Source organism: Paraburkholderia kirstenboschensis (assembly GCF_032806925.1).
GTDB classification, from domain to species: Bacteria; Pseudomonadota; Gammaproteobacteria; order Burkholderiales; family Burkholderiaceae; genus Paraburkholderia; species Paraburkholderia kirstenboschensis.
On sequence record NZ_CP136512.1, the window covers coordinates 823,550 to 843,796 of the forward strand.

Below are 20,247 nucleotides of genomic sequence, written 5' to 3' on the forward strand. Positions count from 1 at the left end.
GACACCAACGTCTCACAACCTTCTATCCGCTGGCGCGTGGCCAGCCTCATCCTGCATGCGCGTTGCGCTGGGATTCCACCAGGAGCATGCCCCATCTAAAACATCGGTTACGTCGGTAACCCAGGATGGCTACGGGCATGTTCACTTCAAACCGCCAATACACGGGAGTTTCGGACCTTGCATTATTGCGCTACGTTGCCTGCTCAAGTCGACTTCAACTGCGCACCATCGGGTATTACCCCGTCCTTGAGATAACGCCACAACGCGATTGCGAGGCGTCGTGCCACCGCGACGATGGCAATGCGCCGCGCGCGACGATTCGGTCCAGTGCCCTGCGTGCGTTGGTTGAACCACTGCGTCAGCGCGCTGTCCGGCTGGTAACGCAGCCAGCACCACGCGATCTCGACGAGCAGGGCGCGCACCCGTCGATTGCCCTGCCTGCTGATGCCCTGGTCCACCTGGCTCTCGCCGCTGTTGTAGGGCTGCGGCACCAGTCCGACGCACGCACCTACCTGACGCCGGTTGGTGAACTCCCGCCAGAACAGTTCGAGCGCGAGGCGCGACGCGCCTACTGGCCCGATAGCCTTCAGCCGCGCTAGCTGATCAATTCGCTCGCGCGCAGGCGAAGGCAGACTCGCTTGCCGCGTCTTCTCAAGTACCGCGAGTTGCTGCTCGACGAGCGCCAGTCGCTCACATTCGCGCAGCAGCCGTTCCCGTAATTCGGGCGGCAACGGCGCGCCGTCATGACACATCACCTGGCCACAGGCGAGCTGACCGGCGAAAGCCTTGTGGTCGACGTTGTGCCAGCAACCGACTGTGACCAGCAGTTTGCGCATACGGTCGTGGTGCTGCAGTACCTCCTTCTGCAGTTGCCCGCGATCGCGCATCAGATGACGGGACGCTTCATCCTGCGGCGACGGTACGTGAACCACGTGCATACGGTCGCGCTCGCCGCGCAGCCATGCGCGCAGGTTGATGACCAGCTTGATTGCATCGAGCCGGTCGGTCTTCGCGCGCCGCCTGTGACGTTCGACCGGAATGCTGGCCGGATCGACGACATAGCACTCGATACCGTGCGCCTGGAGCGCGCGACAGATCCAGAACGCGTCCTGCCCGGCTTCGTAGCTCACGACGATGCGCACGCCGGCTGGTAGCGACCACTTCTCCCTGTGCCCTTCGATCAGTGCCAGCACGGCCTGGAGGCGGGCTGCGGCTTGCGGCTGTGCCACCGTGTGCACCGCTGGCTTGTCGCGCCGGCCGTCGTGCAGCGCGACCTTCCAGTTTGCTGCCGCCAGTTCAAGTGACACCGCGAGCAACTGTTCCTCGCTACCCGTCGTAAAGGTCTGATCCGTGCGCATGATGCTCTCCTTGTAGCAGGGTTCGACAGACTGATTTTATCGATCAGTTCGCCGGCGAATCTCCCGTTACATAGGATCTAAAGGGAGATCAATCATGAAATCGTTCATCAACAACGCCAAGGCATTCATTCGCGACGAAGACGGCGTGACCGCCATCGAATATGGCTTGATCGCCACGCTCATCGCGCTCGCCATCATCGTTGGCGTGACGGCCGTTGGTACCAATCTCAATGCGAAGTTCAACTTCATCGCAGGGAAGCTCGCGTAAATACGGACCGGTGCCGGCGGACGAATCGCGCAAGCGCACCGTCCGTCGCCACCGCCGTTAGCGCGCTGCCCGGCCCGCAAGGCCGCAATCAAGTTGAACAGGAGTCGATCATGCAATCGCTCATTAAATCCATTGACGCATTCGTCCACGACGAAGAGGGCGTCACCGCGATCGAGTATGGCCTCATCGCCACGCTCATCGCGCTCGCCATCGTCGTTGGTGTGACGGCCATTGGGACGAACCTGGAGGCGAAGTTCATCGCGATCTCCGGCTACCTGGCCTAGTTTCGCGAAGTGCCGATGGGCGCCGCGTTCGCGTCGTCGCCCATCGCACCGCCCTTTTCAGCTGCGGTTTTACCGACGGGAGCTTGCCATGCTGATTACCGCCAACGTCCTGCCACCGATCGTCCCGTGCGTGATCGCGCTCGTGGTCGCCGCCGCCAGCACGGACATTCAGTGCAGGCGCATCCCGAACATGCTGGTCGGCGCGGGTCTGCTCGGCGCGCTTTTCGTGCAGTGCTGGCTCAAGGGACACGGCGCCGGCGCCGTAGCGTGGCTCGCGGGCGCCGTCGTCGGACTCGTGCTGTTTCTGCCGTTTTATCTCGTGCGCGGCATGGCCGCCGGCGACGTGAAGCTGCTCGCGATGGTCGGCGCATGGATTGGCCCCTCGCTCGTGTTTCATGCGGCTCTCGCGACCTGCGTGATCGGCGGCATATGGATGCTTGCGCGTACCGCGCGGCGTCATCAGTTGGGAAAGGTCTGGGCGAACCTTCGGGTCATTGCCCACCCCGCGTTACGCGGCGCAGGCGCGGCTTCCATCGAATCGGTAGGATCGGTGCCCTACGGCGCGGCCATCGCAGCAGGAACCATTTCGGTGCTGCTGACGGCAACGGCATAACTGAATCACAACCGCGAGCCGAACGACGATCCGGCATCAGAGGCGATAAAGCCGTGCACACAGTAGCGTGCGGCACCGGGGAGTAGGACATGAACAAGAACAGTACCGCCACAGACCAGGCAGCGAACGCGGCCCTCGCAATGGACGCCGGCCAGACTCGCACGAACGAGATCGTATTGCGCGCGCCGCGCACTATTGCGGACACTGGCTTGCCCGCGCTCTTCGTCGCGCATCTGATTCTGAAGTCCATTCTGCAGAACGGCAAATCGTCGCTCGGCGATCTGATCGCGCGGCATTGCCTGACGGCAGCGGCGCTCGATGAAACGATCGGCTTCCTCGTGCGCGAACATCTCGTCGAAATCGCGCATCGCGGCGCGGCCGATACCGATGTCCATCTGCGCCTCACCGATGCCGGCCGCGCGCTCGCGGCTCACGAAGCGAGCCGCTCCACCTATTGCGGCCCCGCGCCGGTCACGCTCGAAGCCTATGTGAGTACCGTCAGCGCGTATTCGGTAAAACACATCCGCATTGCGCAGCACGACGTGCGCGCGGCCTTCGCGGATCTGATCGCCGATATGCCGTTGCTCGATTCCGCGGTCGCCGCATTGAACGCCGGCCGCCCCGTCATGCTCTATGGCCCGGCGGGCGGCGGCAAGACGTACCTCGCCGAACGGCTTGGCAAGTTGCTGCACGGCGCTGTGCCGGTTCCCTATGCGATTCATGTAGCGGGCGATGTCATTCAGTTGCACGATCCGCTGATTCATCGCGACGCTTGCGCTGACGCTCTGCCCCACGTGACCGACCGCCGCTGGCGAGTATGCGAACGGCCGGTGGTGATGTCCGGCGGCGAGCTGACATTGGCGATGCTCGATCTCCAGTACAACGCGAGCACTGGGTTTTATCAGGCGCCGCCGCATATGAAGGCGAACATGGGCATGTATGTCGTCGACGATCTCGGCCGTCAGCGCGTCGCGCCCGCCGATCTGTTCAATCGCTGGATCACGCCGCTCGATCGCGGCGTCGATCAGTTCTCGCTGCAATCGGGCGCGCGCTTCGTGAGCCCCTTCGATGTGTGGCCCGTGTTCTCGACCAACCTCACTCCCGCTGAGCTCAACGACAACGCCTTTCTGCGCAGGCTCGGCTCGAAGCTCCATGTCGGCGCGCTTTGCCTCGACGACTACCGGCGCCTCTTCGACGCTCAATGCGCGGCGCACGACATCGAAAAAGCACCCGGCGTGTTTGAGTACCTGCTGCACCAATTGCATCTGCGAAGCCGCACACCGCTTCTCGCCTGCTATCCCGCCGATCTGCTCGCCGTGCTGCGTTCGTTCGCGCTCTATCACGGCGACGTACCGGTCGTCACCGAATACCGCCTGGCGCATGCATGGCACAGCTATTTCGGCAGCGCGCCGGAGCACGAAGAGACGCTTCCATCCCATGCCGGGCAATCCGGCAAACGGTACGCCGGTGCTTGATCAGCAGGTGCCATCGCAACTCATGAAAGGAGTATCACCATGAAGACCAGTCGCGCAATTGTGATGTTAGGAATGGCTCTGCTCGCAGGTCTTGCCGCCGTCGGTTTCGCGTCGCGATGGTTGCTGCAGGCCTCGTCCTCGGCCGTCACGCCGGTTGCGGTGGCCACCGCCGAAGTGAGTCTCGGGCAACCGCTGAATCCGAACCTGATCCGCACCGTGAACTGGCCCTCCGCAAGCGTTCCGCCCGGCGCGTTCAAGGATCCCAAGGCACTGGACGGGCGCGTGGTACGCACCAGCCTCGAACCCGGCGAGCCGGTGATCGAATCGAAGCTCGCTCCGCAAGGCACCAAAGGCGGTCTGTCGGCGGTGATCGGCGAAGGCAAGCGTGCGATCACGGTGCGCGTGAACGACGTCGTGGGCGTGGCGGGTTTTGCGCTGCCTGGTAACTATGTGGATGTCATCGTCAACACTCAGGAACCCGAAGCAAAAAATGCCGACCCACAGCAGAGCATCTCGAAGATCGTCCTCGAAAAGATTCTGGTGCTTGCGGTCGCCCAGCAGGTCAGCCGCGACGACACGCAGCCAAAGGTCGTCAACGCGGTCACGCTCGAAGTCACGCCCGACCAGGCCGAGAAGCTCGATCTCGCGCGCAGCGTCGGCAGCCTGTCGCTCGTGCTGCGCAACCAGATCGACGACCGCGCGTTGCCCACCGGCGGCGCAACCAAGGTCACGCTGCTAGGCAAACCCGCCGCGCCTGCATCCGCACCCGCTGTCGCGGCGGCGCCCGCGCGTGTCAAATACCCAGCGCGCTTCGCGCCGAAGCGGGACTGTGTCGGCGTGCTGTCCGGAACGCAAGGCAGTCAGGAATGCTTTTGATCACATACACAATCAGGCGATGCCGCGGCGTGTCACGCACGACAGTTCGCTCGCAGCGGGCCACGGGGAGATAAAGAAATGAAATCGACTCAACAGAAAATCATGAAGGGCTGCGCGATGCGCGCCGCGTTGCTGACCACAACGGTATGCGCATCGCTGCTCGGCACACAGGCCGTGCACGCCCAGGAAGCGCTCGATACCGGCATGTCCGGCAAGGCCACCGCCGTGCCCCTGCCGCGCGGGCCAGTGCAAATGACCATCAGCATGAATACCGCGCCGGCACAGCCCGCGAGCGCGATGCAAAGCGCCGCCGCGCGCGGTCCAGCATGCAGCCGCACGCAAAACGAACAAAGTACGGTGGTGGTGCCGGTCGGCAAGTCCACGCTGATGCACACCGCGGAACCGGTGCGCAACCGCACGCTGGGCAATCCGTCGATCGCGCAGGCGACCATGGTGTCGCCGGAAACGCTGTACGTGGTCGGGATGTCGGTGGGCACCACCAACATGATCGTGCAAGGCAAGAGCGGTGCGTGCGAGGTCATCAACGTGGTAGTGAACGCGGACTCCGGCGGCCTGCAAACTTCGCTGTCGCAACTCATGCCCGATGAGCCGAACATCCGCGTCTCGACGGTCGCGGGAGACCTCGTGCTCGCCGGCCGCGTATCCAATGCGCAGGCCGCGAGCCAGGCGCAGGAAATCGCCAAAGCATATGCGCGCAGTCCGCTGCCAGCGGCCAACGGCGCGGCGAATGGCAACGGCAAGGTCGCGACGGTGCTCAACATGATGAGCGTCGACTCGCCGCAACAGGTGATGCTCGAAGTGAAGGTCGCCGAAGTGTCGAAGACAGTCCTCAACCAGTTGGGCGCGGCAATGAACATTCAGGGCGGCTTCGGCTCGTGGAGCGGCGCGCTGATCAGCAGCCTGCTCGCGGGCGTGTCGAGCATCGTCGACGTGAACAAGGCGAATAACCGGCCGTTCAATGTCGCGATCGACGGACAGCACGGCGATAACCTCGTGAAAATTCTGGCCGAGCCGAATCTCGTCACGCTGAGCGGACAGGAGGCGACATTTCTCGCAGGCGGCAAGGTTTTCATTCCGATTCCGCAAAGCAACCTGAACGGCGTGGCGACCATCATCCTGCAGGAAGAGGAATTCGGCGTCGGCCTGAAGTTCACGCCGACCGTACTCGCCGGCGGCCGCATCAATCTGAAGGTGGCTCCGGAAGTGTCGGAGCTGTCGTCCACCGGCGTCACGGTCGGCGCGACGAATACCAACAATCTCACGATTTTGCCGTTGATCACCACGCGCCGCGCTTCTACGACGGTGCAGATGAACGATGGAGAGACTTTCGCGATTGGCGGCCTGATCAAGAACAACGCGTCGGGCACGTTGAAGGCGATACCGGGTGTCGGCGAAGTGCCGGTGCTGGGCGCGCTCTTTAGAAGCACGTCGTATCAGCAGGACCGTACCGAACTCGTGTTCATCATCACTCCGCACCTCGTGAAGCCGTTGCAAACGGCGGCGAGTCTGCCGCTGCCCACTGACCATTTGAAGACGCCGAACGAGGCCGACGTTTATCTGATGGGCAACATGGAAGGCCGCGACCCGGCCGGCAACAACAAGCCCGCTCCGCCGATGCCCGCCCCTGCGCCGTCCCCGGCGATGGCTCCGGCACCGTCGCAACCGCAGGTTCCCGCAGTCGCTCCCACCACCGAGCCGCCCGTCTCCGCGATGGTGCCGACGCCCGCAGCGGTGAGCGCACCGCCGCTGCCTGAGCCGCAAGCCGGCACGCCGGCTCATCACAGCACTCCAGCCGCCGAGTCAGCCCCACACGCGGCCACACGCGCGGCCACACACACGACCACGCCCGCCGCCAGCATCGAAGCGAAAGCCGCGCAGATTGCCGCGCGCGAGGGGCCTTCGTACGACAAACCGAGCACGTTGTCCCTTCCCGCTCACAACTAACGCAATCCCTCGGAGAACGTCATGACGAACCACACCATTTCCTTCTCGCGCTGGGCTGGGTTGCTCCTGCCGGCGTGCCTCGCGCTCAACGGCTGCATGTCGACGACGCCCGACTTTGACCGGCACTTCGGCGAATCAGTACGGAGCTACACGGAGGCCCAGATCATCGACCCCGACGCGGCCTCGAAAAATCCGTCGACGGCGGGCGTGGACGGCAAGGCCGCCGTCGCGGCGATGTCGAATTACAACGCGTCGCTGAAGGCACCGACGACGTCCGCCAATGCATTCGTGATCGGCGTGGGCCGCAGCACCGCCGGCGGTGCGGGCGCGGCCATGCCTTCATCTACGAACGGCGAGTAGGCAACGTGGGCCGGGCAGCGACGCGAGCCGCCGCAAGGCCAACCAGGCAACGATTCCGCGGATGACAACATCATGATCAATATCCTTATCAACTCCGAGCACACGGGCCGAATGTCCGAGGTCGTTCGCCTCGTCACGGACTGCGGCAATTGCACAACGACCCGTATGCAAGGCGCGCCCTCCACGTTGCTGGAACGCGGCGACAGTCTGGATGCGTTCGACGTGCTGATCATCGACGCGCCGTCGCCCGAGCGCGCCGAACTCGATTCGGTCAACCTGCTGGTGCACCGCTATCCGCGCCTCACGTGCCTGTTGCTGCTGCCGCAGACGTCGCCCGATACGTTGATCGCCGCAATGCGCGCGGGCGTTCGCGACGTGCTGAACTGGCCGCTCGACGCACGCGCGCTCGGCGCCGCCGTGCAACGTGCCATGGCCCCGCACGCCGGCGATGCGCGCCACGAAACGCATATGGTGTCGTTCATTTCCTGCAAGGGCGGTGCAGGCACGAGCCTGATCGCAGCGAATGTGGGTCACGCGATCGCAACGCTGCACGGCAAGCGGGTGCTGCTCGTCGACCTGAACCAGATGTTCGCCGACGCCGCGTTTCTCGTGAGCGACCAGGAGCCGCCGTCCACGTTGCCGCAAATCTGCGCGCACATCGAGCGCATCGACGCCGCGTTTCTCGATGCGTCGCTCACGCATGTCACGCCGGGCTTTCATGTGCTGGCTGGCGCGGGCGATCCGTTGAAGTCGCTCGAGATTCATGAAGAGCAGCTTGAATGGATTCTCGGCGTTGCGGCGCCGCGTTACGACGTCGTGCTGTTCGATCTCGGCCAGAGCATCAATGCGCTGTCCATAGTCGCGCTCGATCGCAGCGCCGAGATTCACCTGGTGCTTCAGGCAAGCATGCCGTATGTGCGCGCGGCCCGCCGCCTACAGGAGATCCTGGTGTCGCTCGCGTATTCGCCCGACAGGATGCGCCTGCTCCTGAACCGGCACCGCCGCCACGACGAGCGAGCCGCGAGCGCGCTCGAACAGGTGCTCGGCAGGCGCCCTTCGCATCTGATCGCCGACGACCCGCAAGCGGCGAACGAGGCCGTCAACCTCGGTGAGCCGTTGCTGAAAAATGCGCGCAACAGCGCGCTCACGCGCAGCGTACAGGCGCTCGCACAAAGCATCGTCAATCAGTCGACGGGCGTCGTCCCGCAGAAGAAGCGCGATGACCCGCTGCTCGCCCGGCTGTTCGGCCGCTCCGCCACACAGCGGCAGTCGACGGCGTCATAACGTCAGCCAGGAGAAACTCATGTCACTACGCGAACAGATGTCGTCACAAACGGTCCATGCGCTGCCGGAACGCCAGGCGGGCATGCGCGCGCCGCTCGGTCTCGCGCGCGCCGCCTACCAGACGCTCAAGCGCAAGGTTCACGAAGCCGTGCTCGATCGCGTCGAACTGGAACGTCTCGCGCGGCTGCCGGCCGAGCAGGTGCGCCAGGAAATCGGCGGGCTGATCGCGCGCATCCTCGAAGAAGACAAGGCGCCCGTCAACGATCTCGAACGCAGGCAGTTGATGACCGACATCCACGACGAGATGTTCGGTCTCGGTCCGCTCGAAGCGCTGCTGCGCGATCCGAGCGTGTCGGACATTCTCGTCAACACGTACCACACGACCTACGTGGAGCGCCGGGGACGGCTCGAACTGACCGACGTGACCTTCTACGACGACGCGCACCTGATGAAGGTGATCGAGAAGATCGTCTCGCGGGTCGGGCGGCGCATCGACGAATCCAGCCCGATGGTCGACGCGCGCCTGCCTGACGGCTCGCGCGTCAACGCAATCATTCCGCCTTCCGCCGTGGATGGACCGCTGATGTCGATCCGGCGCTTCGCGGCGAACCCGCTGCAGATGAGCGACCTGATCGCGTCGCAAAGCCTCACACCGCCAATGGCCGAACTGCTCGATGCGCTCACGCGTGCAAAGGTCAACGTGCTGGTGTCGGGCGGCACGGGCAGCGGCAAGACCACGCTGCTGAACATTCTGTCGGGCTTCATTCCCGAAGGCGAGCGCGTGGTAACGATCGAAGACGCGGCCGAGCTGCAACTGCGCCAGCAGCACGTGCTGCGTCTGGAAACGCGGCCGCCGAACGTCGAGGGACGCGGCGAAGTCACGCAACGCACGCTCGTGCGGAACGCGCTGCGTATGCGGCCGGATCGCATCATCCTCGGCGAAGTACGCGGCGCCGAAGCGCTCGACATGCTCAATGCGATGAACACCGGCCACGAGGGATCGCTCGCAACGATTCACGCGAATACGCCGCGCGACGCGCTGACACGCCTCGAAAACATGATCAGCCTTGCCGGCCTCGCGCTGCCGCCGAAGAATCTGCGCCAGCAGATTTCGTCCGCGATCTCGGTCGTGATTCAGGTGGCCCGCTTGACCGACGGCCGGCGCAAGGTCGTCAGCATTCAGGAATTGACGGGCATGGAAGGCGAGATGGTGAACATGCAGGAGATCTTCACGTTCAAGCGAACGGGCATCGATCAGAACGGCACGGTGCGCGGCCACTTTTGCGCGACCGGCGTAAGACCGAAGTTCACCGAGCGGTTGCAGGCGTTCGGCATCGCGCTGCCCGACCAGCTCTACGATCCGGCCCGGCGCTTCGATACGGCATAACGGTCAGCGCGGAGCACGCGGCTCATCTTTGTGAGGCATCCATGAATCCGATCTTTTACGCCTTCGCTTTCCTCCTGTTCGTTGCGGTGGTCCTCGGTATAGAAGGGCTGTATCAATGGTGGAACAGCCATCATGCGCCCGCCGCGCGACGCCTCGATCAGCGCATCAGGGCGCTTTCGGCAGGCGCGCATGTGAACGGCGAGCGCCTGTCCATCCTGAAGGAGCGCATGCTCAGCAACTCTGCGCCAGTCCATGCGCTGATGATGCGCGTGCCGCGCATCCATGCGATCGACCGGATCGTCGTTCAGTCGGGGTTGAGCCACACTGTCGGGCGCCTCGTGATGCACAGCGTGGTGGCCGTTATTGTCGTGCTGCTCGCGGCCAGCTTCTCTCCAGTGCCGGTGCCGACGCTCGCAACGGTGTTCGCCGTCGCGGCAGCCGTCGCGTTTCCGACGCTGCGCATGCTGCGCGCTCGCGGCAAGCGCCTGCGCGTTCTCGAACGGCAGTTGCCCGAGGCCGCCGACATGATCAGCCGCGCATTGCGAGCGGGGCATTCGTTTTCAAGCGCTATCGGCATGCTCGGCAACGAGTTCGCGGAGCCGACGGGCGGTGAGTTCCGTACCGTCTTCGACGAAATCAATTACGGCGTCACGCTGAACGAAGCGCTGCTCAATCTTGCGACGCGCGTGCCGGTGCGCGATCTGCGCTACTTCGTGATCGCCGTGCTGATCCAGCGCGAGACGGGCGGCAATCTCGCCGAGATTCTCGACAGCATTGCGTCGCTGGTTCGCGAACGGCTGCGTCTGTTCGATCAGGTGCGCGTGCTGTCCGCCGAAGGGCGCTTGTCCGCATGGATCATCGGCCTCTTGCCGTTCGCTGCGGCGGGCGCGATGAATCTGTTGAACCCGAGCTTTCTCTCCGTGCTCTGGGAAGATCCCGCCGGGCTCAAGGTCATCGAATCGGTGCTCGTGTCGATGCTGTTCGGCGTCCTGTGGATGCGGCGGATCGTGCAGATTCGCGTATGACGCCGGCCGCGCGTGAAGAGAACCCAACTGGAGAATCACGATGGAAACGCTCGATTCAGGGAACGTGCTGCTGCTCGGCGGCGTGTTCGTTGCCACATTCGCCGGCGTGGTCGCGCTCATGTGGTGGCTGACGCCAAAGGACATGCAACGCCGCATCCAGCAGGCCGGGGGCGTGTCGCTGTCGCCTCAAGCGCAGTCTTCGGCCGGCTCGGGATGGGCCGAGAAAATCGCGGAGATCTCGCGGCCGATCTCGCAGCTGTCCATTCCAAAGGACGGCTGGGAAGACTCGCCGCTGCGGCTGCGTTTGATGAATGCGGGCTGGCGTTCTTCGACGGCGGCGGGGCTCTACTTCGCGGCCAAGACCGTGCTCGCACTGCTGCTGCCGTTACTCGGCCTCGTCGCGTTGATGCGCACGCCGCTCATCAATGGACAGTACGCAGTGAGCACAACGATTCTCGCGATACTCGCGGCGATCGGCTACTACACGCCGAACATCATACTGGCGCGCTGCCGTGCACGGCGTCAGCGCGCGATCGTCGAAGGCTTTCCGGATGCGCTCGATCTGCTGACGGTTTGCGTGGAAGCGGGCCTCGGCATGGACGCCGCACTAATGCGAGTGGCCAACGAGATGCAGCTCGCGAGTCCCGAAGTCGCAAGCGAGCTTCAATTGATGCTGCTCGAACTGCGTTCCGGCTTCACGAAAGAAAAGGCGCTGCGCAACCTCGCGTTGCGCACGGGTGTCGAGGATGTCGACACCTTTGCTTCGATGCTGGTGCAGGCAGACCGCTTCGGCACGAGCATCGGCGCTTCGCTGCGCGTGATGTCGGACACCCTGCGCACGCGCCGCAAAATGCGCGCAGAGGAACGCGCCGCGAAAATCGCGTTGAAGCTGTTGTTCCCGCTGATCTTCTGCATCTTCCCTGCATTGATGACCGTGCTGATGGGACCGGCGTTCATCCACATCTACCGCGTTTTGCTGCCGACGCTCGGCACATGAGGCATTCATCGGCACGCGGCGCACGCATTAGTTGAAAACGGCAACGCGCACAGGGGACGAGAAATGAACCATAAAACAAGGCACTTTTCATCATTTGCAGGAGCGCGCCCGGCCACGCGCAGGCAGGCGCCGCATCTTGAACCGCACCGCGCGGACAACCGCACGGGCCGCCGGCAACAGCGCCTCGCCGCAGCGCCTCGCGGCCGCACGCGGCCCGCGTCGCGCAGGCGCGGGCCGCGTCGCCAAGCAGGCGTCGCTGTGGTCGAGTTCGGACTCATCCTCCCTCTGCTGTTGCTGCTCATGTTCGGCATGGTCGAGTTCAGCATCGCGCTGTACGACAAGGCGGTCATCACCAATGCGAGCCGGGAAGCGGCACGCGCCGGCGTGATGTACAAGGTGCCGCCACTCACGGCCGCGCAGATCACCACAGTCGCGCAGAACTATGCGTCGACGTATCTGATCAGCTTCGGCGCGTCGTCGTCGCCGGTGAGCGTGGCCGTGGATCAATCGTCGGGCACGACGACCGGTCAGCCGCTCAAGGTCACGCTGACCTATTCGTATAGCGGCGTGGGACTCGGCACGATCGTCAGTCAACTGGTGGGCGCAGTGCCCATCACCGCCATCACCACGATGAACTACGAATAGAGACGCACAACCGGCAGGTGGCCACTGCCCGGCGCAATCCACACGCGATGGAGGTTCACATGAAACCCGGAACAAATCGTAGGCCGGCGCTGAACCGGCAACGCGGCGCGGTAGCCGTGATGACCGCGCTGTGCCTGACCGTGCTGATCGGCACGACTGCGCTCGCGGTCGACCTGGGCCGTGCGTGGGTCGTGCGTAACGAACTGCAGAACGCGGCCGACGCGGCGGCGCTTGCCGGCGCTGGAGCGCTCGGGCCGAACTACACGAGCCCGAACTGGACCCAGGCGGAAGTGAAGGCCCAGTCCGCGATCACGCTGAACCGGACGGAAGGCACGCCACTGCTGACGGCCCAGGTTCAAAGCGGCTACTGGAACGTAACGGGCACGCCCGCCGGCTTGCAGTTGCTGCCTGTCCCGTCGCCCGGCGCCTACGACAAACCCGCCGTGCGAGTGACGGTAAGCCGCGCGGCCGGGCAGAACGGCGGACCGCTCCCGCTCGTGCTGGCGCCGATCATCGGCATCAACACAATGCCGATCAGCGCGACGGCGGTGGCGGTCATCTCGGCGCCAGGCTATGCCGCGCCCGGCGCCCTCTTTCCGGCAGCCATTTCCAAGTGCCTGTACGCGGCCTACTGGAATGCAGCGACGGGACAGCCGGTGAACGATCCCGCAACCGGGCGGCCCCAGGAGTTCAAGATAGGATCGACTTACCAGTATCCGGGCTGCGCGGCGGGCGTGGGCTCCGGGCAATGGACATCGTTTCAGTACAACGTTCAGGACGTCACCTCGATCCGCAATCTGATCGCCAACGGCAATCCGCTGCCGCTCAATATCGGCGATACCACATGGATTCAATCCGGCGTGAAGAACACGATTTACAACTCGGTGCCCGCGCCCGCCGATGTCCTGCTGCCCGTCGTCAACTCGCTCGATACGGGCAGCCCGGTGCCGGTCGTCGCGTTCGCGCCTTTTCATATCGACGGTTCGATGAACGGCAGCAACCCGTACATTTACGGCCATTTCATCGCAGGCTACAAGGCGCCGTCGGCTAGCGGGGGGTCCGGCGCCGCGACGTATTACGGCGCCGTCACAGCGCCGAGTCTCGCCAACTAACGAACTGCGCCAAGCCTCGCTCGCCGCGAATCCACCTGCCGGGAACGTTCGCTGCGACTGTATAGCCAGGCGCCCGCCATCGCGGGGACACACGTCGTCCGCTAGACGGGCGCCGGTTATTTTTTTCAACGCTTCACGTAACCCTTTCACGCGACGCCTTGACGCGGGGGTTGCAGTGGACTTCGCGGAACGGAAAGAGCGGCAGGCATTGCGCGACCGCGACCGGGAGTCCCCAACGGCAGGAGTAGCGACATGCAAAACGCGGAAAACAATCCCACTCAGAAACAGCAGAACGAAATGGCCGCAAAGAGTCCGGTGCATACCCCCGCAACCGGAACGGCTTCTCCAGACGCTCAGACGCAAGCGAAAGAGTTCGGCAGTTCGAGCAACGCCGGCGCGGCCGAGCCGACCGGACGCAAGGACAACGCGCAAAACCTGCCGCCCATCGATCTCGACGCGGTGACCGTCGACTCGCCTGACCCGGTGCAGCGAGCGAGCAGCCGCACTGTCTCGGTGGATGCGGCCAACACGGCGTCGACCGATAACACCGTGGACACCGACGGCAAAGGTCTTGAAGCAAAGCGGGGGTTGTCGCCGTGGCACGACAATGTGATCTCGTCGAACGCGACGCTCGAAAACAACGTTCCCGCGCCCGCAACGGGCTTGGGCGGCATAGAAAGCCGCGCCGGCGGAAATATGCCGCTCGTTGCGGCGCGCGACGGCTGGCAGGTGTCGTATCGCGGCACCGTCTACATCGAGCAAAGGAACGGCTCATTGGCAGAACACGTCATACAGTTCGACGCCCCCAGCGCAAGCGGCAACAAGCCCACGTAAACTGCGCTAACCGGCGCGGCTGCGCAAGGCATGGGGCTTGCGCAGCGTCTTCGCCGGACCGTGGCACGCCTTCCTCCCCGGAAGGAACTGCCTGTCGCCTGCCGGCGCACCAGTTCGGAAGTGCACCATGGAACTCGTCGATCGGAGCGATCGGAGTCGCGCTAGCCGCGTGCGCGGGCGGCGGCGCTCGCGCGTGTTATCCCGCTACGCGGGTCGGCCGGTTCGTCTAATCTGGCGCTACGTGGCGCGCCACAAAGTGGCCCACGTCATCATGCTCGTCAGCGTCGTGGCCGCGGTTGGGTTCGCACTCGCGTCGCAATACGGCATCCGCAATCTGATCGACGCGCTGCCGCGCGGACGCGCGCATCCCCAGACGGTCGTGTACGCGTTTGCCGTGCTCGTCGTCCTCATTCTCGCGGACAACCTGATGTGGCGCGTCGCCGGCTGGGTCGCGGCTCGCGCATTCGTGCGCGTCACGGGCGACATCCGCCAGGACATGTTCGAGTATCTGACGGGACATGCACCATCGTTTTTCGCGGACAAACAACCGGGCGTTTTGTCGAGCCGCGTGTCGGCCACGGCGAACGCGGTGTACGTGATCGAAAATACGGTTGCATGGACCGCGTTGCCGCCGACGCTGACCGTGATCGGCGCGATCGTGATGGTGGCGACCGTGAGCCTTCCGATGAGCGCCGCGCTCGTCGCCGTTTCTGCGGCCCTCACCGGGTGTCTGTTCTGGCTCGCGCGCAAGGGCACGTCGCGGCACGAGGCGTTCGCGAGCCAGGCCGCCTCGGTAGACGGCGAACTGGTCGACGTGATCGGCAACATGGGGCTCGTGCGCGCGTTCGGCGCGGTGCACGCGGAGCTACGGCGCTTCGACGGCCACCTCGAAGCCGAGGCGGTTACGCGCAAGCGCAGTCTGCTGTACCTGGAGAAGCTGCGCATCCTGCATGCGCTGGCCACCGTGGTGCTGTCGGCGGGCGTGCTCGGCTGGACCATCTGGCTCTGGACGCAAGGCAGAGCGAGCACCGGCGACGTGGTCCTCGTCGGCTCCTTGGGCTTTTCGATTCTGCATGGTTCGCGCGACGTCGCGGTCGCGTTCGTCGATTTGACGCAGCACGTGGCGCGCCTCGCGGAAGCATCGCAAACCTTGCTGACGCCCTATTCGATGCCCGAAGCGCCCAAAGCAATGCCGTTGGCGGTGCGTGAGGCGACGGTCGATTTCGACAATGTCTCGTTCGCTTATCTGGGCCGCAGGCCGGTATTGAACGAGTTGACGCTGCACATTCAGGCAGGGGAACGCGTGGGACTGGTCGGGCCGTCCGGCGCGGGAAAGTCGACCGTGCTCGCGCTGCTTCAGCACTTCTACGAGCCGGCCGCCGGATGCGTACGCATTTCCGGCCAGGACATCTCGCAAGTGACGCTGGAAAGCCTGCAAGCGGCGATCTCGGTCGTGCCGCAAGACGTCACGCTACTTCATCGCTCGTTGCTCGACAACATTCGCTATGGCTGTCCCGATGCAAGCGAAGCCGACGTGAAGCGCGCATGTGAAGACGCCAGCTGCATGGATTTCATCGGGGCATTGCCGGACGGCTTGAACACGATAGCAGGCGACCGCGGCGCAAAGCTTTCCGGCGGACAGCGCCAGCGCATAGCGATTGCCCGCGCGATCCTGAAGGACTCGCCGATACTTCTGCTCGACGAGGCAACTTCCGCGCTCGACACCGCTTCGGAAATCGTCATTCAAGCGGCGCTCGAACGCCTCATGCAGAATCGGACGGTGATTGCGATTGCGCATCGGCTGTCGACGTTGCAGTCGTTCGACCGGATCATCGTGATGCATCGCGGCCGCGTCGTTCAGGAAGGCACGCCTGCGCAACTTGCCAAAGTGCCGGGCATCTATCGCGACACGCTCGCGCGCCGCGGCCGGCGCACCCCCGCGCCTACGCTCAACTGAGCCGCCTTCCCATGCTGCCGCATGAAAGGAGTACGCGGCAAACGCTAGCCGTCCACGCGCTCGCCTGCTGTTCTGATCAACTCGATCAGACGCTTTGCGGGCATCCGGTAACAGGTCTGCTGCTGAACGCCCCATTCGGAGCGCTCCGTTTCGACCAGCAAAACGAACTCGCCGTCCGGGCTCGCCTCCAGATGCTGCATATTGAGCATTTCCTCACCGGCAATATCTGTTTCCTTCCCGAGCGTCATGACACCTTTCGCGCCACATCCCATGCCACGCCTCCATGCCGTTGCCGCCAGCGATCGCGGGTCCGCTTCGTCGCCTGCATCGGTCCAGCAAAGCACGTACCGGCAAAGCAGTCACGGACGATTGACGGATAATCGGGGCTGCGTCTGCGCGCTTGCTGCGTTGCGCCAGACGGGTTCATGGTTTACCGCACTACTGTGCTTGCCCTCGTATGGCCAGCATCGGAAACACTTCACAACCGACACTCAAAAGACTTCACCATGCGCATACCACCCGTCAAAGCCATCATCGCTTTCGAGAGCGTGGCCCGAACTGGGAGCGTCAATCGTGCGTCGGAAGAGCTTGGGCTGACTGCATCTGCGGTGAGTCATCAGATCAGCAATCTGGAATCGATCGTCGGCCAGGCGCTCTTCTACCGCTCGGGCCGGGGCCTCGTGCTTACGCCGACAGGCGAGCGCTATCTGTCGGACGTCACCGGTTCTCTTGCGGACCTGAGCCGCGCGACCGAACGCGCGTCGAGCCGCACCGAGGTCGACATTCTGCGCGTGCATTCGAGCCCCAGCTTCGGGTTGATGTGGCTGCTGCCGCGGCTCGCATCGTTTCAGGAAGCGAACGGGGACATTCAACTGAACCTCGCATGCTCGTACGAAGATGTGTCGTTCACGAGCGGCTTTTACGACATCGACATACGTCACGGTTATGCGAACTGGCGCGATCTCGAAGTGCGGACGCTGCGCAACGAGTTCATCGCGCCGCTTGCGTCGCCGGCATATTTGCAGAGCCACCCGGTCAAGACGCCGGAAGATCTGCTGGCCCATCGTCTGATCTACTCGGAGACGCCGCTTGTTCAGTGGAAGCAATGGTTCGGGCGCACCGGTGTCTCCGCCGCGCACAAGACGTTCGACTTCTCTTTCGACCGCTCGTACATGTCGCTCGAAACGGCGGCGCTCGGGCTCGGCATCGCGCTCGAAAGTCTGATGCTCGCGTCGGTGCGGATCAAGGAAGGCGCGCTCGTGCCGGTGTTCGATCACTCGCATGCGGTCGAGGTCGGCGCGCATCATCTGGTGTGTCCGCCGCAGAATGCGGAATTGCCACGGGTTGCGCGATTCATCGCGTGGATCGACCGGGAAATCGGCCATAGGGAACGTGCGGCTTAGAAACACCGGCAGATCGACACCAGGGTATTCCAGCACCCTCCTCATTCAGCGGATTGCTCCGCAGGCCGCAAACCGCGGCGCAGCAAGCGTCGCGTCCGCGATCACGAACACCTGAAAATTTCTCAAGCATAGTTGAGCCGTACTGCGTTGATGCGACGCGCAGCGTGCCGGACACTTGCTCCATCACATCAACATTCAGGAGACAAGTGATGCTGCTCGAGAACAAGGTGGTTATCGTCACGGGCGCGGCCTCCCCGCGTGGAATCGGCAAGGCGACTGCGAAGGCACTGGCTGCCCAGGGCGCGCGCGTCGTGATTCTGGATCTGCGCGAAGAAGACGCGAAAGCCGCCGCCGCCGATCTCGGCGCGGCACACCTCGGCCTCGCTTGCGACGTCACCGACAAATCCGCATGCGTGCAAGCCGCAACCGCCACGCTCGAACGTTATGGCCGCATAGACGGCCTCATCAACAACGCCGGCATCACGCAGCCAGTGCGCACGCTGGACATTAGCGCCGAGGGCTTCGACGCCATCGTCGACGTGAATCTGCGCGGCACGCTCTACATGTCGCAAGCCGTATTGCCGGCGATGAGGGAGCAGAAGCACGGCAGCATCGTGTGCATGTCGTCCGTGTCGGCGCAACGCGGCGGCGGCATTTTCGGCGGCCCGCATTACAGCGCGGCGAAAGCCGGTGTGCTCGGTCTCGCGCGAGCGATGGCCCGCGAATTCGGTCCCGACAGCATCCGCATCAACTCGATCACGCCGGGCCTGATCCAGACCGACATCACCGGCGACAAGCTGACTGCGGAGATGCGCGTGGACGTCATCAAAGGCATTCCGCTCGGCCGGCTCGGCGATGCCGCAGATGTCGCGAACGCGTGCCTCTTTCTCGTGAGCGATCTCTCGACGTATCTGACGGGCGTCACGCTCGACGTGAACGGCGGCATGCTCATTCATTGACGACCGCGCCCGCCTGCGAGGCGGCGCTGTGTTCCTGGCACCCGGGCGAACCCGGGGCCCATGGAAGGAGACAAACATGAAATCGAAATACACGGCTTCGCCTATCGACGGCGATGTGTTGGCACACTCAGACGCGACGAGTTTCGAGTCGCGCACCTACGCCAAAGTAAGCCGCAGGCTGATTCCATTTCTGATGCTGTGCTATCTCGGCGCGTATCTGGATCGAGTCAACGTCGGCTTTGCCAAGCTGCAAATGCTCAACGATCTGCGCTTTAGCGAGACCGTCTACGGCATGGGCGCGGGCATCTTCTTTCTCGGTTACTTTCTGTTCGAGGTGCCGAGCAATCTCGTGCTTCATCGTGTCGGCGCGCGCAAGTGGCTCGCGCGAATCATGCTGACATGGGCGGTGATTTCGGCGTCGTTCGTCTTCGTGAAGTCGCCCACCGCCTTCTATGTATTGCGCTTCCTGCTCGGCGTTGCAGAAGCGGGCTTTGCGCCGGGCGTGATTCTTTATCTGACGTACTGGTTTCCCGCTGCTCGCCGCGCCAAGGCGTTGTCGCTCTTTTTCATGGCGATTCCGCTCGCGGGCATGGTCGGCGGTCCGCTGTCGGGCTGGATCATGCATTCGCTGCACGGCGCGATGAACATGGCCGGCTGGAAGTGGCTCTTCATGCTCGAAGCGCTGCCGTCGCTCGTGCTTGGCATCGCGATTCTTCTGTATCTCGACGACGGCATCGCCAAAGCGAAATGGCTCACCGAGTCGGAGAAGAATCTGCTGGCACGCAATGTCGCCGGCGATAACGCACACACCACTGCCCATATTTCGATTCGCTCGTTCATCGGCGACCGCCGCTTGTGGCTGATGGCCGCGATCTATTTCTGCGTCGTGCTGGGCCAATACGGGTTGACTTTCTGGCTGCCGACGATCATCCGTAAATCAGGTGTCGCCGATCCGCTGTGGGTGGGCGTGTTCACCGCGATTCCTTATCTCTGCGCGATCGTCGCGTTGCCGCTGGTCGGCATGAGCGCGGACCGCCGACGCGAACGCAGACTTCACCTGGCCATTCCGATGCTGATCGCGGCAGCGGGCTTTGCGGTCCTGCCTACGCTCGGCAGCGTGCCGGCGTCGATCGTGTGTTTGAGCGTTGCGGCTGCGGGCATTCTCGCGTCGTCGTCGCAGTTCTGGTCGCTGCCGACGGCGCTGCTCGGCGGCATGTCGGCCGCAGCCGGCATCGCGGCTGTGAACTGCTTCGCCAATCTTGCAGGCTTCTTCTCGCCCGCAATAGTGGGCTGGCTCAACGACATGACAGGCCGTTCAACAGCGGGACTGATCTTCATCTCGGTTGCAGTGACGCTCGGCGCATGCCTGGTCTTTCTGGTGCCCGCGAAATCCGTGAACCGCTGACCTTTTCCAACCTTTTACAACCTTTTCCAACTATTCCGAC

Annotated in this window: 20 protein-coding genes; 18 read left to right on the plus strand and 2 right to left on the minus strand. The window is 63.8% G+C overall.

All coding sequences use genetic code 11. The features are described from left to right. Positions 1-203: 203 nt before the first annotated feature. The gene (locus tag RW095_RS12385; RefSeq protein ID WP_317016005.1) at positions 204-1,358 is read right to left on the minus strand and encodes an IS110 family RNA-guided transposase; all 1,155 of its coding nucleotides are present in this window, start codon (positions 1,356-1,358) and stop codon (positions 204-206) included. Positions 1,359-1,452: 94 nt separating this feature from the next. Between RW095_RS12385 and RW095_RS12390 the strand changes: the two genes are divergently transcribed. From RW095_RS12390 to RW095_RS12460, 15 genes are all read left to right on the plus strand, one after another. After that, positions 1,453-1,626: a Flp family type IVb pilin gene (locus tag RW095_RS12390; protein ID WP_128588231.1), complete on the plus strand. Its 174-nt coding sequence runs from the start codon at positions 1,453-1,455 to the stop codon at positions 1,624-1,626. 110 nt (positions 1,627-1,736) lie between these two features. Continuing rightward, positions 1,737-1,910 carry a Flp family type IVb pilin gene (locus RW095_RS12395; RefSeq protein WP_128588233.1) on the plus strand — a complete coding sequence of 58 codons (174 nt, stop codon included), beginning with the start codon at positions 1,737-1,739 and terminating at the stop codon, positions 1,908-1,910. A gap of 88 nt (positions 1,911-1,998) precedes the next feature. Next, a complete protein-coding gene (locus tag RW095_RS12400) occupies positions 1,999-2,523 on the plus strand; it encodes an A24 family peptidase (RefSeq protein WP_317019303.1) in 525 nt (174 codons plus the stop codon). Positions 2,524-2,612: 89 nt separating this feature from the next. After that, positions 2,613-3,998, plus strand: coding sequence for an ATP-binding protein (locus tag RW095_RS12405; protein WP_394365125.1), 1,386 nt, complete (start codon positions 2,613-2,615; stop codon positions 3,996-3,998). 39 nt (positions 3,999-4,037) lie between these two features. Next, the gene (cpaB, locus tag RW095_RS12410) at positions 4,038-4,874 is read left to right on the plus strand and encodes a Flp pilus assembly protein CpaB (protein WP_317019304.1); all 837 of its coding nucleotides are present in this window, start codon (positions 4,038-4,040) and stop codon (positions 4,872-4,874) included. A 78-nt stretch (positions 4,875-4,952) separates the two neighbouring features. Continuing rightward, positions 4,953-6,839: a type II and III secretion system protein family protein gene (locus tag RW095_RS12415; protein ID WP_317019305.1), complete on the plus strand. Its 1,887-nt coding sequence runs from the start codon at positions 4,953-4,955 to the stop codon at positions 6,837-6,839. A gap of 21 nt (positions 6,840-6,860) precedes the next feature. Beyond that, entirely contained in the window at positions 6,861-7,199 is a 339-nt protein-coding gene (locus RW095_RS12420; protein ID WP_317019306.1) for a hypothetical protein, read from the plus strand. Between the two features lie 72 nt (positions 7,200-7,271). Then, positions 7,272-8,483 carry an AAA family ATPase gene (locus tag RW095_RS12425; protein WP_317019307.1) on the plus strand — a complete coding sequence of 404 codons (1,212 nt, stop codon included), beginning with the start codon at positions 7,272-7,274 and terminating at the stop codon, positions 8,481-8,483. Between the two features lie 19 nt (positions 8,484-8,502). Next, positions 8,503-9,870, plus strand: a complete 1,368-nt coding sequence (locus tag RW095_RS12430; RefSeq protein ID WP_317019308.1) for a CpaF family protein — start codon at positions 8,503-8,505, stop codon at positions 9,868-9,870. 41 nt (positions 9,871-9,911) lie between these two features. Continuing rightward, entirely contained in the window at positions 9,912-10,895 is a 984-nt protein-coding gene (locus RW095_RS12435) for a type II secretion system F family protein (RefSeq protein ID WP_317019309.1), read from the plus strand. Positions 10,896-10,935: 40 nt separating this feature from the next. Beyond that, entirely contained in the window at positions 10,936-11,892 is a 957-nt protein-coding gene (locus tag RW095_RS12440) for a type II secretion system F family protein (protein ID WP_317019310.1), read from the plus strand. A gap of 63 nt (positions 11,893-11,955) precedes the next feature. After that, complete coding sequence (locus tag RW095_RS12445) at positions 11,956-12,537, plus strand: TadE/TadG family type IV pilus assembly protein (protein ID WP_317019311.1); 582 nt, start codon at positions 11,956-11,958, stop codon at positions 12,535-12,537. 59 nt (positions 12,538-12,596) lie between these two features. Beyond that, entirely contained in the window at positions 12,597-13,649 is a 1,053-nt protein-coding gene (locus tag RW095_RS12450; protein ID WP_317019312.1) for a TadG family pilus assembly protein, read from the plus strand. Between the two features lie 252 nt (positions 13,650-13,901). Further along, positions 13,902-14,483 carry a DUF3005 domain-containing protein gene (locus tag RW095_RS12455; RefSeq protein ID WP_317019313.1) on the plus strand — a complete coding sequence of 194 codons (582 nt, stop codon included), beginning with the start codon at positions 13,902-13,904 and terminating at the stop codon, positions 14,481-14,483. A 127-nt stretch (positions 14,484-14,610) separates the two neighbouring features. Continuing rightward, complete coding sequence (locus RW095_RS12460; protein WP_317019314.1) at positions 14,611-16,440, plus strand: ABC transporter ATP-binding protein; 1,830 nt, start codon at positions 14,611-14,613, stop codon at positions 16,438-16,440. Positions 16,441-16,484: 44 nt separating this feature from the next. Here the strand turns inward: RW095_RS12460 and RW095_RS12465 are convergent, their stop codons facing one another. Beyond that, the gene (locus tag RW095_RS12465) at positions 16,485-16,688 is read right to left on the minus strand and encodes a hypothetical protein (protein ID WP_317019315.1); all 204 of its coding nucleotides are present in this window, start codon (positions 16,686-16,688) and stop codon (positions 16,485-16,487) included. Between the two features lie 258 nt (positions 16,689-16,946). Between RW095_RS12465 and RW095_RS12470 the strand changes: the two genes are divergently transcribed. The 3 genes from RW095_RS12470 to RW095_RS12480 all read left to right on the plus strand — a co-directional run bounded on the left by RW095_RS12470 (position 16,947) and on the right by RW095_RS12480 (position 20,207). Beyond that, positions 16,947-17,843, plus strand: coding sequence for a LysR substrate-binding domain-containing protein (locus RW095_RS12470; RefSeq protein WP_317019316.1), 897 nt, complete (start codon positions 16,947-16,949; stop codon positions 17,841-17,843). Positions 17,844-18,052: 209 nt separating this feature from the next. Beyond that, the gene (locus RW095_RS12475; protein WP_317019317.1) at positions 18,053-18,802 is read left to right on the plus strand and encodes an SDR family NAD(P)-dependent oxidoreductase; all 750 of its coding nucleotides are present in this window, start codon (positions 18,053-18,055) and stop codon (positions 18,800-18,802) included. Positions 18,803-18,878: 76 nt separating this feature from the next. Further along, a complete protein-coding gene (locus tag RW095_RS12480; RefSeq protein ID WP_317019318.1) occupies positions 18,879-20,207 on the plus strand; it encodes an MFS transporter in 1,329 nt (442 codons plus the stop codon). Positions 20,208-20,247 lie beyond the last annotated feature (40 nt).

Coding starts and splice junctions, on each gene's coding strand:
- RW095_RS12460 (WP_317019314.1), top strand. CDS start 14,611: ATGGAACTCGTCGATCGGAGCGATCGGAGTCGCGCTAGCCGCGTGCGC.
- RW095_RS12440 (WP_317019310.1), top strand. CDS start 10,936: ATGGAAACGCTCGATTCAGGGAACGTGCTGCTGCTCGGCGGCGTGTTC.
- RW095_RS12405 (WP_394365125.1), top strand. CDS start 2,613: ATGAACAAGAACAGTACCGCCACAGACCAGGCAGCGAACGCGGCCCTC.
- RW095_RS12395 (WP_128588233.1), top strand. CDS start 1,737: ATGCAATCGCTCATTAAATCCATTGACGCATTCGTCCACGACGAAGAG.
- RW095_RS12450 (WP_317019312.1), top strand. CDS start 12,597: ATGAAACCCGGAACAAATCGTAGGCCGGCGCTGAACCGGCAACGCGGC.
- RW095_RS12425 (WP_317019307.1), top strand. CDS start 7,272: ATGATCAATATCCTTATCAACTCCGAGCACACGGGCCGAATGTCCGAG.
- RW095_RS12400 (WP_317019303.1), top strand. CDS start 1,999: ATGCTGATTACCGCCAACGTCCTGCCACCGATCGTCCCGTGCGTGATC.
- RW095_RS12390 (WP_128588231.1), top strand. CDS start 1,453: ATGAAATCGTTCATCAACAACGCCAAGGCATTCATTCGCGACGAAGAC.
- RW095_RS12480 (WP_317019318.1), top strand. CDS start 18,879: ATGAAATCGAAATACACGGCTTCGCCTATCGACGGCGATGTGTTGGCA.
- RW095_RS12385 (WP_317016005.1), bottom strand. CDS start 1,358: ATGCGCACGGATCAGACCTTTACGACGGGTAGCGAGGAACAGTTGCTC.
- RW095_RS12435 (WP_317019309.1), top strand. CDS start 9,912: ATGAATCCGATCTTTTACGCCTTCGCTTTCCTCCTGTTCGTTGCGGTG.
- RW095_RS12430 (WP_317019308.1), top strand. CDS start 8,503: ATGTCACTACGCGAACAGATGTCGTCACAAACGGTCCATGCGCTGCCG.
- RW095_RS12445 (WP_317019311.1), top strand. CDS start 11,956: ATGAACCATAAAACAAGGCACTTTTCATCATTTGCAGGAGCGCGCCCG.
- RW095_RS12415 (WP_317019305.1), top strand. CDS start 4,953: ATGAAATCGACTCAACAGAAAATCATGAAGGGCTGCGCGATGCGCGCC.
- RW095_RS12465 (WP_317019315.1), bottom strand. CDS start 16,688: ATGACGCTCGGGAAGGAAACAGATATTGCCGGTGAGGAAATGCTCAAT.
- RW095_RS12475 (WP_317019317.1), top strand. CDS start 18,053: ATGCTGCTCGAGAACAAGGTGGTTATCGTCACGGGCGCGGCCTCCCCG.
- cpaB (WP_317019304.1), top strand. CDS start 4,038: ATGAAGACCAGTCGCGCAATTGTGATGTTAGGAATGGCTCTGCTCGCA.
- RW095_RS12420 (WP_317019306.1), top strand. CDS start 6,861: ATGACGAACCACACCATTTCCTTCTCGCGCTGGGCTGGGTTGCTCCTG.
- RW095_RS12455 (WP_317019313.1), top strand. CDS start 13,902: ATGCAAAACGCGGAAAACAATCCCACTCAGAAACAGCAGAACGAAATG.
- RW095_RS12470 (WP_317019316.1), top strand. CDS start 16,947: ATGCGCATACCACCCGTCAAAGCCATCATCGCTTTCGAGAGCGTGGCC.